Raw genomic sequence first — 12,736 nt, 5'->3', positions numbered from 1 at the left:
ATATAGTGAAGCATCAAGGATAATTCAACTATCCAATATGCAATGTTTAGAACAATTTTCAACATACCCTCCATTTTAAATGAAGCAACGGATTAATCAAACTCAAATCCCCTAACTGACACCAGATTTCTCATTAGGGCGGGTGCCCCAACTTGATAGTTATTTGGATTAAGGGTACATATTCAGGGTTTATGTTACCCAAATCCTCTGTTCTCACGGGTTTCGAGCACATACTCGGGGTTTATGTTACCCAAATCCTTTGTTCTCCCGGGTTTCGGGCATATACTCGGGGTTTATTTTACCCAAATCCTGTGTTCTCCAGGGTTTCGGGCACATATTCGGGGTTTATTTTACCCAAATCCTGTGTTCCCCCTGGCTTCGGGCACATATTTGGGGCTTATGTTACCCAAATCCTTTGTTCTTCCTAGTTTCGGGCACATATTTGGGGCTTATGTTACCCAAATCCTGTGTTCTCTTGGATTTCGGGCACATATTCGGGGTTTATTTTACCCAAATCCTGTGTTCTCTTGGATTTCGGGCACATACTCGGGGTTTATGTTACCCAAATCCTTTGTTCTTCCTAGTTTCGGGCACATACTCGGGGTTTATGTTACCCAAATCCTTTGTTCTATCGGGTTTCGGGCACATACTCAGCATAAAAAACGCGGGAGCCTAAGCTACCGCGTTTTTCCTAGTCTTTGATAAAGTTATACCGGTGAAACCTGCTGCAAGGGTCAATACAGGTGACAGCAGGCAAAAGAATGCAAAGGGAACATACTCCATTGTGCTGACTCCCAGGACACTGCTGAGGAAAACACCGCAAACGCTCCAGGGAACAAGCGGATTGGTTACCGTGCCTGCATCTTCGAGGACACGGGACAGGTTTTTCGCGTGCAGCCCGGCTCTTTCAAAATGGTCTGCGAAGGTATTCCCTGTCAAAAGGATCGAAAGGTATTGCTCACCGATCAGCAAGTTGATTCCGAGAGCAGACAATGCGGCTGAACCAATCAGCACAGGTCCTTTTTCAAGCCTGCCGGCAAGACCTTGTAATAACGAGGGCAGTACCCCGAGTTTGAATAACAATCCGCCCATGCTCAAGGCAAGAAGAACCAGTGATATGGAGAAAAACATGCTTTCAATTCCGCCCCTTGACAACAGTGAATCCAACTGGGCATTTCCGCTTTCGGAAACATAGCCAGAATATAAAATTTCCGGCAGCGTTTTCCACTCTTGCTTTGGGACAATGAACATACTGATTGCCATCGCTGTGAGAGTCCCTGCTGCAAGGGTCATAATTGATGATACTTTTTTTATAGCCAGAACCAAGATGACCGCCAGCGGAATCAAAGAGTACCAGTGTACAAGGTTCATCTTCATAAGGGTGTTCTGCAAATTCGCTAGTTGGGTGAAATCCGCTGAATGGAGCTCTGGCGATAGAAACCCAAATAAAATAAGTGAAATGAAGAAAGCAGGGATCGTTGTCCAGGACATATTTTTAATATGTTCAAACAGGTCCACCTTAACAGTGGATGAAGCGAGCACCGTCGTATCAGATAGCGGCGACATTTTATCCCCCAGAAAGGCACCAGAAATCACCGCTCCGGCTGTGATAGCCAGGGAGAAACCCAGTGCTTCACTGACTGCAATGAAAGCTACCCCAATCACTGCCGATGTGGTCAACGAACTTCCTATGCTCAATCCAACTATAGATGTGATGATAAAGACAATTGCATAGAACCATTTGCCAGTCACCAGATCGAATGCAAAAAATATCAGAGTCGGAATGGTACCAGCAGCAATCCAGCTGCTGACAAGCATGCCGATGAAGAAAAATATCATTACTGCGCCAAGGCCGGCCTTTGCACCTTCAACCATACTTTTTTCAAGATCGGCCATCTTAATTTTTTTCAATAATCCATAAATCATCAGCGCCATGATTCCCATAATGACAGGAATATGGGGCATTAATTCCAACTTGATCATGCCATAGCTTATACCTGCCAAAAGCAGCACTATAACCGCTGCGGCCTCGGAAGTTTTTAAAGTGATGGATTCATTTTGATGTATCATGCTGATTCCTCCAATTAGTTGTAAAATGCAAAAAACTCCTCAACGTATAGGGACGAAGGAGCTCCGCGGTACCACCCTAATTGGCAAACAATTTGTCTACCCACTTCGTTAACAGTGCCTTTTTGAGACAGGTGTATTTCGAATCTGCCACTGCCTGGATTTTCATCTGCCATCCAGTTTCTATTTGCTGCTCATGGCGATTCTACTAGTTTCTGTCAGCACTATATTTCTTTTTCACTTAAACGCTTTTATGCATAAAAGCATTATAGAATACTAATACTATATTATGAAAGTAATAGAACGTCAAGAAAAAACTGTCGTATAGTTTGGAGGGGGAGTTCTGACATGCAATTGAGCAGAAGCGATCGAAGCATCCTTCTAGCAGGATTTCGAGCATGGTGTGGAACAACCTCCGACCATATGCATGGCCACTTCTTGGTATCGGGCGGAGAACGAAGCAAGCTCCCACCGTATTCTTGGACCCTTCCTTATTTCGGGCGCAGAACGAAGCAAGCTCCTACCGTTTTCTTGGACCCTTCCTTATTTCGGGCGCAGAACGAAGCAAGCTCCTACCGTTTTCTTGGACCCTTCCTTATTTCGGGCGCAGAACGAAGCAAGCTCCTACCGTATTCTTGGACCCTTCCTTATTTCGGGCGCAGAACGAAGCAAGCTCCTACCGTATTCTTGGACCCTTCCTTATTTCGGGTGGAGAACGCAGCAAGCTCCTACCATATTCTTGGACCCTTCCTGGTTTCGGGCGCAGAACAATGCAAGCTCCTACCATATTCTTGGACCCTTCCTTATTTCGGGCGCAGAATAATGCAAGCACCGACCGTATTCTTGGACCCTTCTTTATTTCGGGCGCAGAACGAAGCAAGCTCCTACCGTATTCTTGGACCCCTCCTGGTTTCGGGCGCAGAACAATGCAAGCTCCTACCGTATTCTTGCACCCTTCCTGGTTTCGGGCGCAGAACAATGCAAGCTCCTACCGTATTCTTGGACCCTTCCTGGTTTCGGGCGGAGAACGCAGCAAGCTCGGACCATATTCTATGACCCTTCCTGATTTCGGGCGCAAATCAGAGAAAACTCTGATAAAAAATTGCCGTCATAGCAGGCTTTCGGGCAGATCCTCACATCCGCTGATCCCCATCGCATGGCTTTTTATCTTTTCTGGTCCAAAACAGACCCACAAAGAAGCCGGTTGATTGCCAATCCCACAAAAAAGAGCCGGCAAATTATGCCGACTCAAATTGTTTAGGATACATCCATAGGGTTATAAAGTTTTACTTCCGGATTTTTATCCTGGAACCATCGTAGGGCAAATTCATTTTCGAACAGGAATACTTTTTTGTCAAAGCGGTCCGCCACAAGCAGGCTTCGGGAGCTGGACAGATTCTCGTTCACATCGTCGCCTTCGATCCAGCGGGCAATTTTGGAGCCTTGTCTTTCCATGATGACTTCAACATTATATTCATTCCGCATCCTGGCTTCGAATACTTCGAATTGAAGCTGTCCGACAGCACCGAGAAGGTATTCTTCCGTCTTCAATGTCTTGAACAGCTGGATGGCTCCTTCCTGGACAAGCTGCTGGATTCCTTTATGGAAATGCTTTTGCTTCATGACATTCTTGGCCGAAACCCTAACGAAAAGCTCGGGTGTGAACTGCGGAAGTTTTTCATATAGGAACCCTTCCTTGCCAGATACGATGGTATCGCCAATCTGGTATGTGCCCGGGTCGTAAAGTCCGATGATATCACCGGCAACGGCTTCCTCAACGGTACTGCGGTCATCAGCCATGAACTGGGTGGACTGCGCCAGCTTCATTGTTTTTCCTGTCCGGCTAAGCTGGACGGTCATTCCCCGTTCGAACTTTCCTGAGCAAATGCGCAGAAAAGCAATTCTGTCACGATGGGCCGGGTTCATATTGGCCTGGATTTTGAAAATAAATCCTGAGAATTCCTCAGATTTAGGATCAATTTCTCCTGCCGTAGAGTTCCTTGGCTGTGGCGCAGGTGCGAATTGTAAATATGAATCAAGGAATGTCTGGACTCCGAAAGTCGTCAAGGCACTGCCAAAGAATACCGGCGTTAATGTACCATCGACAATCTTTTCCTTGGAAAATTCATTTCCCGCCTCATCCAAAAGCATGATTTCCTCTAATGTCTGTTCATACAGTGAAGACTCTTTTATAGAATGGTCTCCATCAATTTCGCCTTCCTCATTTAACGAAATAAACCTTTTGTCTTCATCAACCCGGAATTGCTCGATCCGGTTATTGAAACGGTCATAGATTCCGAGGAATTCTTTACCCATTCCGATTGGCCAGTTCATCGGATAAGATTCGATGCCAAGCACTTCTTCAAGTTCAGCTAATAATTCAAGAGGCGCTTTCCCCTGGCGATCCAGCTTATTGATAAAAGTGAAGATTGGAATCCCTCTCATGCGGCAAACCTTGAAGAGCTTGAGCGTCTGGTCCTCAATCCCTTTTGCTGAGTCGATGATCATCACAGCGCTGTCAACAGCTGTCAATGTTCTGTAGGTGTCTTCGGAGAAATCCTGGTGTCCAGGTGTGTCGAGAATGTTCACCTTGAAACCGTCATAATCGAATTGCATGACACTGGAGGTTACGGAAATTCCGCGCTGCTTTTCGATTTCCATCCAGTCACTGGTTGCAAACTTCCCTGTTTTCTTCGCTTTTACAGTACCCGCATCACGGATGGCGCCGCCGAATAACAACAATTTCTCCGTAAGCGTCGTTTTCCCGGCATCCGGGTGGGATATAATCGCAAACGTTCTGCGTGATAATACTTCATCTTGTAATTTTTTCATGATTTGATGTTTCCTTTCTGTTTAAAGGCAAAATTCCTCATAAAATTAATCTTATCTTTCTGGCGGAAAGTTTGCAATCCTGCAAATGCATATCAGAACTTTTAATTATTTTCCTGGAAGCATTATAATAATATTTCAGGAGGTGCGAAAGTGGATTCAGTTACCCATACATTATTCGGCTTAGCCTTATATGGAGCCGTTGATAAAAAACATATGGAGAAAACTCAAAAGCGTGCCTATTTGCTGACCGCGGTTGGCGCAAGCCAAATTCCTGACATAGACGTCATTTCTCAATTTTGGGATAATGATGGACTTTATCAGATGTGGCACAGAGGCATCACCCATTCTGTGTTTCTGACGCCAATTTGGGCATTGTTATTTGTATTGCTGTCTTTTCTCCTTTTTAAAGTGAAGGATCTCAAATTATTTTTCCTAGGCTGGCTGGCCGTCTTTATCCATAATACGAGTGATTTGTTCAATGCCTGGGGAACAGGCTATCTAGAACCGTATTCAAACATCAGGATCACCTTCGGCACAATACCGATAATTGATTTTGTATTCTGGGTCATTCTTGGGACAGCCTTTATTGCTTCCAGGAAAAATAAAGCGAAAAGCCCCTATTATTTTAAATTAGCATGGGTTTTCATTGCGCTGCACATTGTTGTCCAGAGTGTCCAGGGCTGGTTAATCTATAATCAGTACGAAAATGATTATAAGCAGATTGCTCTTTCAGCAGGCTTTATTCCTTGGACATATACAGTAATTGCGAAAAACGACAGCAATGTTAAAATCTTTCAGGACAATCTGTTCACTGACAGAAAGCTGCAATATGAGCTCGCTTCTTCTGAGGAAACAGACCTGAATGGGCTTTTTGCGCAGAAACCGGAAGCGAAGACACTGTACGAATGGTCGCCATTTGTGGTCATCGTCAATGATAGCAAGAAGCTCGGAGTCTATGATCCGCGCTTTTACCGAAATGGACAGTCGTTCCTCTTTGAATATATCGATAAAACCCAGACCAAATAAAAGAGCAGCCCACTGGCTGCTCTTCTGTTATTCCATTCTCGCTTCAATATCGTCCATAAGTTCATCTATTGTGACAGTGATATCATTCGTTTTCCTGGCTACTGCAATCGTGAATTCCAATAACTCTTTATATTTATCTACTGGAATCATTGAATTCGTCTTCTCGTATTCATTCACTTTAAGACCGAGATTTTGCAGGATCATGATTGCCTCTTCTACAGATCCTCTCTCAACTTCATACATTCTGATTCCCCCTATTTCTCTGGTTGAATTCCATTATGAGGGAGTCAAACCTATTTTTAAATGGTAAAACTTTCATCTATAACCAGTTCCACTGTAAAAAATAGGTTATTAGTTGGTGTTTTTGAGATTTTTTAAAAAATATCGGTTTGAAAACTATCTTTACTGCCAAAATCACTCCTTATGAACCGGGTCATTACTCCTGAATTCATGCTGGATTTTTCATTAGGCGTTCATATTATTGGATAATCCTAGTAATTTCTCTGATGAATTCCTCACCTGGCATCAACCTGCCTCCGCCCTGAACAAGCTGATCGCTGCCTCCGCCTTTGCCGTCAATTAATGATAGAGCATGTTTTGACCAATCTTTCAAATTTCCCCGGGCGTTCTTACCCCGGGCAAAAACAAATTGAAGTTTGTCTTCGTTTTCAGCCACTAACAGGAATACCTTGTCATCTGCCTGTATAGCGAGCAACCTGGAAAGCTTTTGAAGTTCCTGGATACCCCTGTTTTGATAAACACGGCTGATAATTTCTCCCGTATTGGCTTCTGCGAGATCAGCTGCTTCATATTTAAGTAATTGGTCTCTCATTTCCTCGATTGACTTTTCAGTTGTCTTTTTCTGGCCAAGCAGTCTATTAACTGCCGATACCATATCCTGTTCAGATGCATTCAGCAGGACCGACAGCTCTTTTAGGATTTCATGCTTTTGCCCGAGCTTCCTCAAAACTCTTTGCCCACATACAAACTCAACCCGGATGATTTTCTTTTGCCTTTCCCATCCAAGGATTTTCAAGTGGCCTACTTCCGCTGTACTGTTTGGATGTGTTCCTCCGCAGCCGTTATAATCAAATTCAGGTATGATGACGAGCCTGATGTTGTTCGATACTGACAGTGCTTTCCTGAGTTTGTATTGCTTTAATTCGTCAACATCGACCCATTTAGTAATGACTGGACGATTTTCAAGTATTACCTGGTTAGCCAGCTCCTCAACCATGTCAGCTTCCTCCGCTGACAGACTTTCTGTATCTAAATCAATTGTGAGCGTATCTTTCCCTAAATGGAAACTGACTGTTTTATAGCCAAACAGTTCCTCGAAAGCAGCCGAAAGAATATGCTGTCCTGCATGCTGCTGCATGTGGTCATGCCGGCGGCCCCAATCAATTTCCCCTTCTATCGGCATTCCTTCTTCCAGCAGCTCATTTATGTAATGGCGTATCTCTCCGTCAATTTCCTCGACATCCACAACTTCTACACCATTCAGAATGCCAGTATCGAATGGCTGTCCGCCGCCTGTCGGGTAAAAAGCTGTCTGAGTTAATACTGCATAATTCCTGCCTGACTCATCGGCTCCCTGCCTGATCAGTTCAGCTGTAAAGCTTTTTATGTAAGCATCTTGATAATATAACTTATTCTCCATGGTCAAACTCACGCTCCAGATTACAACTTATGCTTTCAAGTATATCATTTTTTCCTTATATCTATAGAAAAGACAGCTCCCTAATCGGAAGCTGTCTTCTTCGTTTATAAAGTCCCCAAAGCCTGTTCAGCTTTGTTGACCAATACTTTTCCACGTTCCACAAGTTCCTCCGGAAATGGAGCGTCCTTGTCAGCAGGTGATTTGAACTGGTCGAAAGAACCAGTCAGGGCACCAATATTCCCTTCATCATCGACATCTGTTTCAAATTGGTGATCCAGGAGGAACGGTGTCCCAATCTGGACGAATGTTCCTTCATTATCAAGCGGGCCGCCCGTAGACTTGAAAGGAATCCTGACATACTGCTGGTCACCATGATCATCATTCATTTTATAATCGATGAAGGCATGGTCATATTCCCAGTTGCCGTTCAGCGTGAAGCCAAGCGGCTCCAGGTTTTTCTTCAGATCACCCACTGTGATCTCTTTTCCATCTATATTTGATTGAATCGGTACCATTTTGCAAACCTCATTTCGTATTGGATTCGTATATTCACTTTTTCCACCGCGATTAGGTTATCAAACATGCAAGAGCACACTGGTAAAATATTTGGACGAGCCACTTTTGTTGATATCCATAAGCACCGTAAAAATGATCTTTTTTAAAACCAGTCCAATCTCTACGTTTTAGCCGCTAATCTCTACAGTTTTGCAGTTTATCTCTACGGTTACGTCCATATTCTCTACGAACTCCAGGATAATCTCTACGAAAATGACCTTATTCTCTACATTTTCCAATAAACAGAAAAAGTGGAGGCCCCATTCAGGCCTCCACAAATGATTTATTTCGTTAAATGATACACTACAGATTCGTACGGACGAAGCTTGACCCGTGACACATCTTTACTCGAATCGGCATAGTTAGAGAGCAGGATTTCTACCTTAAAGCCCTCAGCTTCCACTGTATCCGGCAATTCAAACACCGTATCTACACCATAAAAATTGTTCACAACAAGCAGCTTTTCATCCTGTCCGTTCCTGACATATGCAAAAAGTTCTGGATGTTCTTCAAGAATCAGCTGGTAATCACCATATGTGATGATGTCGTATTGCTTTCGTAGTTGAATCAGCTTTTTATAATGATAGAAAACTGAATTTTCATCTGCAAGCGCATTTTCAACATTTACACTCTGATAATTTTTCGCTGCATCAATCCATGGAATCCCTTTTGTGAAGCCGGCGTGCTCCTCGGCATTCCACTGAACTGGCGTCCGAGAATTATCACGTGACTTGCTCTGCAGGATTTTTAGGATTTTCTCTTCAGGCATGCCTTCTTCTTTTTTGATTTTATACATATTCAAGGATTCCACATCTCGATAATCCTCAATTTTTTCAAAATAAGGATTGGTCATGCCTATTTCTTCACCTTGATAAATATAAGGTGTACCTTGCATCATATGGATTGCAGTCCCAAGCATTTTAGCAGATTCCCGGTGGTATTCACCGTCATTTCCATAACGGGAAACAACACGCGGCTGGTCATGGTTGCACCAGAACAGAGCATTCCATCCCCCGCCCTTATGCATTTCTTCTTGCCATAATGATAATATCCGCTTAAGTGCGAGGAAGTCGAAATCAGCCAGTGTCCATTTATCGCCGTTTTCATAATCGACCTTTAAATGATGGAAATTGAATGTCATGCTCAATTCGTTCCGCTCTGGATTCGAGTATTTGATGCAGTTCTCAATCGTGGTCGAAGACATCTCGCCGACCGTCATGCTGTCATATTTAGAGAATACTTCTCGATTCATTTCCTGCAGATACTCATGGACTCGAGGGCCATCTGTGTAAAATTTACGGCCGTCTCCCGGAGGCACCGAGCCGTCATCGTCAGGGAAGTCCTGGTCCTTTGAGATCAGATTGATGACATCAAGCCTGAAGCCATCAACGCCTTTTTTGAACCAGAAATGCATCATTTCATAAACTTCATTACGAAGCTGTTCATTTTCCCAGTTCAAATCAGCCTGGGTCACATCGAATAAATGAAGATAGTATTGTCCTGTCGCCTCATCATACTCCCAGGCATTTCCTCCAAATTTGGACTCCCAATTGGTCGGGGCACTTCCATCCTCTTTTGGATCCTTCCAAATATAATAGTTACGGTATGGACTATCCTTGGATTTCCTTGCATCCTGGAACCACTCATGCTCAGTTGATGAGTGGTTCACAACGATATCCATGATCAGCTTGATGCCGCGTTTATGTGCTTCTTCAAGAAGACGATCGAACTCTTCCATCGTCCCGTATTCCTCATAGATCTTGAAGTAATCCTTAATATCGTAACCGTTATCCCGCTGAGGTGAATCATAGATTGGCGTAAGCCAGATGACATCCACACCCAGTTCTTTTAAATAATCAAGTTTGGCGATAATCCCCGGAAGGTCGCCTGTTCCATTGCCGGTCGTATCACAAAAACTCTTTGGATAGATTTGATAGACAACCGATTTTTTCCACCATGGTTCAGTCATGATAAAACTTCCACCTCCATCAGGATTAATCTAGCTGCTTATGCTTCTTTTTTCTTTCTCGTCTTTGCCATAATGAATGTCAGTACAAACGGTACAACGAGCGCAATGCCCATTCCGATAAAGAACACACCCCAGAATTCAGTGAAGATTGAAAGGAATGCCGGCAGGCCTCCCACACCGATTGATGGTGCCATAACACCACGAAGCGTGATGACGATTCCCGCGATTGCAGAACCGATGATTGCTGCAATGAATGGATATCTGTAGCGCAGATTCACACCGAACATGGCAGGCTCGGTAATTCCAAGCCATGCAGAAATGGCCGAAGTCATGGAAAGACCTTTTAATTTCTCATTATCTTTTTCAGCGAACATCATTGCAAAAGCAGCCGAGCCCTGAGCGATGTTTGAAAGTGCAACCATCGGCCAGAGGAATGTTCCGCCAATTGATCCGATCAGCTGCAAGTCAACCGCAAGGAAGGTATGGTGCATACCAGTGATAACGAGCGGTGCATAAAGTCCGCCGTAAATTAAACCGCCAAGTGCAGGTGCTGCATCAAAAATTCCGACAACACCGTCTGTAATCAGGTTCCCAATCGCAAAAGTAATCGGCCCTATCACGATGAATGACAGGAAACCAGTTACCAATAAAGCAATCGGAGCTACCGTCAACAACTGAAAAGCATCAGGGATACGCTTTCGTAAGAAAATTTCCATTTTCGCAAGTACATAAGAAGCTAACAATACTGGTAATACTTGTCCTTGATAGCCAACTTTCTCAACAGTCAGTCCAAATAAATTCCATGTAGGGATTTCTTTTGCTGCTCCGTATCCCCATGCATTCAGCAGGTCAGGGTGGACGAGCATAAGTCCCAATACAATACCAAGAAGCGGACTTCCGCCAAATTTATTTACCGCACTCCAGCCAATCAAACCAGGCAGGAACACGAACGCAGTATTGGCAATTAAATTGATGATGCTGGCAAAATCAGCCCAGCCAGTATACACATCAATTAACGCCTTACCTTCAAAGAAGATATCCTTTCCGGTCAGGATATTATTGATACCCATCAATAAACCAGCAGTCACGATCGCTGGCAGGATTGGAATGAAGATATCGGCAAGTGTCTTGATCGCCCTTTGCAGGGGATTCAAGTTTTGCGCTGCCGCATCTTTGATTTCTTGTTTTGAAGCTTCTCCTATTCCGGTAATCGCTACCATTTCAGCGTATACCTTATCGACAAGACCCTGGCCAATGACTACCTGGTATTGACCATTCGCAGAAAATGACCCTTTTACAAGGTCATTATTCTCTAGCTGATCCTTGTCTACTTTTCCTTCATCCTTTAAAGCAAAACGAAGCCTTGTCACACAATGAGTAGCCGCGGCGATATTCTCTTTGCCGCCCACAGCCTCAACAATTTGTTCAACTGCTTTGCGATCCATAGTTTCTCTCCTCCTGTTACCGTTTTCATTTAATATAAAAAAATTGCTTTGAACCAAAACACTTGTATATACATCATGTTTACGCTCTCATTGTACTTGTATATACAAGATAAGTCAATTATTTTAATCATCTTCTACATTCCCCAAAAACAGTAATAAAAACCGCCATCACAAGATGACAGCTGCTTGTGAAAAATATTACCAGATAACAGTTTTGTTTTGATTACCGTTATCTAAGGGTAAAAATATAAAATAATGAAACTGAGACGGAAGGGTGTTTTTTCATGTTAGGTACAAAAAAATTTGAAGAAGGCTATAAAAGATTTGAATCAAAAGCTAAAGAGTATATCAAGCGGCCAGAAAAAACGGATATTCTTTTAAAGGATGCAGGCAAAAAGGCTGATGAGAACAAAGGGGTCCTTGCTGAAAGTTGGGACAACCTCCAGCTTTTGTTCGAATTAGTCGGAGCCTGGCGGCGTGGAGAATACCGAAAAATACCGACTGGATCAATAGTGACCATCATTGCCGCAATCATTTACTTTGTATCTCCCATCGATTTTATACCAGACTTCCTGATTGGGCTTGGAATAGTCGATGATGCTGCCGTGATTGGATTTGTTCTGAAACAAATCACCAACGATTTGGAAAAATTCAGTCTCTGGAAGGAAAATCAGGGTACAAATCATCTCATCATAGAAGAGACCCCACATGAAAGCAACACGCCAACTCTGAACTAGCCCGAATTTTACGGGCTTTTTTTCTTGGGAAAATTCCTGGTACAAAAGATGGTTTTTGGCGAATAAACATTTTGTCCTATTCTAATCCAATCATCTATTCCGTACCTTAAAGTAATAGTAATTTTTTTACAAAGTTTACTATCTGCTATTGAAAAATAAGGGGGAAGAATCATGCAAAAGCTATTCATGTTGACCTTTGTTTTGTTGCTTGTTTTCTCTGGTTCTGTCATTGCCTCTTCTGCTCAAAATCCAAACAGGAATACCAGTCCAACAGAGGATTATAAAAGTAAGACCGATATAAATCCTGAGGGCTATACATGCTGGCAATGCACAAAATATGCCTACTATAATGGTTACAGAACCTGTGTCTCTGGCGTATGGCTAACCACCTGCCCGGTAACAAATTAACCTCAAAAAAGGATGCTGAATTTTTTCAGCATCCTTT

Annotated in this window: 10 protein-coding genes; 3 read left to right on the top strand and 7 right to left on the bottom strand. The window is 43.3% G+C overall.

Annotation, left to right across the window (positions count from 1 at the left end; all coding sequences use genetic code 11):
- Nucleotides 1-672: 672 nt before the first annotated feature.
- Together nhaC and M3593_RS07395 are read right to left on the bottom strand one after the other, a co-directional pair.
- Nucleotides 673-2,070: a Na+/H+ antiporter NhaC gene (nhaC, locus tag M3593_RS07400; RefSeq protein ID WP_251542282.1), complete on the bottom strand. Its 1,398-nt coding sequence runs from the start codon at nt 2,068-2,070 to the stop codon at nt 673-675.
- Nucleotides 2,071-3,324: 1,254 nt separating this feature from the next.
- On the bottom strand, nt 3,325-4,899 hold the full coding sequence (locus M3593_RS07395; protein WP_186326635.1) for a peptide chain release factor 3: 1,575 nt from the start codon (nt 4,897-4,899) through the stop codon (nt 3,325-3,327).
- Nucleotides 4,900-5,049: 150 nt separating this feature from the next.
- Here M3593_RS07395 and M3593_RS07390 point away from each other — a divergent pair, with 150 nt between their 5' ends.
- On the top strand, nt 5,050-5,925 hold the full coding sequence (locus M3593_RS07390) for a metal-dependent hydrolase (protein ID WP_251544030.1): 876 nt from the start codon (nt 5,050-5,052) through the stop codon (nt 5,923-5,925).
- Between the two features lie 27 nt (nt 5,926-5,952).
- Here M3593_RS07390 and M3593_RS07385 read toward each other — a convergent pair whose 3' ends face one another.
- The 5 genes from M3593_RS07385 to treP all read right to left on the bottom strand — a co-directional run bounded on the left by M3593_RS07385 (nt 5,953) and on the right by treP (nt 11,554).
- Nucleotides 5,953-6,168, bottom strand: a complete 216-nt coding sequence (locus M3593_RS07385) for a hypothetical protein (RefSeq protein ID WP_144474649.1) — start codon at nt 6,166-6,168, stop codon at nt 5,953-5,955.
- A gap of 235 nt (nt 6,169-6,403) precedes the next feature.
- A complete protein-coding gene (locus tag M3593_RS07380; protein ID WP_251544032.1) occupies nt 6,404-7,585 on the bottom strand; it encodes an alanyl-tRNA editing protein in 1,182 nt (393 codons plus the stop codon).
- A 104-nt stretch (nt 7,586-7,689) separates the two neighbouring features.
- Nucleotides 7,690-8,100: a YugN family protein gene (locus M3593_RS07375; protein ID WP_251544033.1), complete on the bottom strand. Its 411-nt coding sequence runs from the start codon at nt 8,098-8,100 to the stop codon at nt 7,690-7,692.
- Between the two features lie 323 nt (nt 8,101-8,423).
- Nucleotides 8,424-10,109 (bottom strand): alpha,alpha-phosphotrehalase, encoded by a 1,686-nt coding sequence (gene treC / locus M3593_RS07370; RefSeq protein WP_251544036.1) that lies wholly within the window; start codon nt 10,107-10,109, stop codon nt 8,424-8,426.
- Between the two features lie 38 nt (nt 10,110-10,147).
- A complete protein-coding gene (treP, locus tag M3593_RS07365; protein WP_251544037.1) occupies nt 10,148-11,554 on the bottom strand; it encodes a PTS system trehalose-specific EIIBC component in 1,407 nt (468 codons plus the stop codon).
- Nucleotides 11,555-11,838: 284 nt separating this feature from the next.
- Between treP and M3593_RS07360 the strand changes: the two genes are divergently transcribed.
- Together M3593_RS07360 and M3593_RS07355 are read left to right on the top strand one after the other, a co-directional pair.
- Nucleotides 11,839-12,291, top strand: a complete 453-nt coding sequence (locus M3593_RS07360; RefSeq protein ID WP_144474644.1) for a YkvA family protein — start codon at nt 11,839-11,841, stop codon at nt 12,289-12,291.
- A 171-nt stretch (nt 12,292-12,462) separates the two neighbouring features.
- Nucleotides 12,463-12,699, top strand: a complete 237-nt coding sequence (locus M3593_RS07355) for a hypothetical protein (protein ID WP_144474643.1) — start codon at nt 12,463-12,465, stop codon at nt 12,697-12,699.
- Nucleotides 12,700-12,736 lie beyond the last annotated feature (37 nt).

The organism is Mesobacillus sp. MER 48 (genome assembly GCF_023714225.1).
Taxonomy (GTDB): Bacteria; Bacillota; Bacilli; order Bacillales; family Cytobacillaceae; genus Mesobacillus; species Mesobacillus oceanisediminis_A.
This window is presented reverse-complemented; position numbering and strand designations above follow the sequence as displayed.

Excerpts from the sequence above, each read along its gene's own strand:
- nhaC (WP_251542282.1), bottom strand. The coding sequence starts at position 2,070 with ATGATACATCAAAATGAATCCATCACTTTAAAAACTTCCGAGGCCGCA.
- M3593_RS07395 (WP_186326635.1), bottom strand. The coding sequence starts at position 4,899 with ATGAAAAAATTACAAGATGAAGTATTATCACGCAGAACGTTTGCGATT.
- M3593_RS07355 (WP_144474643.1), top strand. The coding sequence starts at position 12,463 with ATGCAAAAGCTATTCATGTTGACCTTTGTTTTGTTGCTTGTTTTCTCT.
- treC (WP_251544036.1), bottom strand. The coding sequence starts at position 10,109 with ATGACTGAACCATGGTGGAAAAAATCGGTTGTCTATCAAATCTATCCA.
- M3593_RS07380 (WP_251544032.1), bottom strand. The coding sequence starts at position 7,585 with ATGGAGAATAAGTTATATTATCAAGATGCTTACATAAAAAGCTTTACA.
- M3593_RS07360 (WP_144474644.1), top strand. The coding sequence starts at position 11,839 with ATGTTAGGTACAAAAAAATTTGAAGAAGGCTATAAAAGATTTGAATCA.
- treP (WP_251544037.1), bottom strand. The coding sequence starts at position 11,554 with ATGGATCGCAAAGCAGTTGAACAAATTGTTGAGGCTGTGGGCGGCAAA.
- M3593_RS07375 (WP_251544033.1), bottom strand. The coding sequence starts at position 8,100 with ATGGTACCGATTCAATCAAATATAGATGGAAAAGAGATCACAGTGGGT.
- M3593_RS07385 (WP_144474649.1), bottom strand. The coding sequence starts at position 6,168 with ATGTATGAAGTTGAGAGAGGATCTGTAGAAGAGGCAATCATGATCCTG.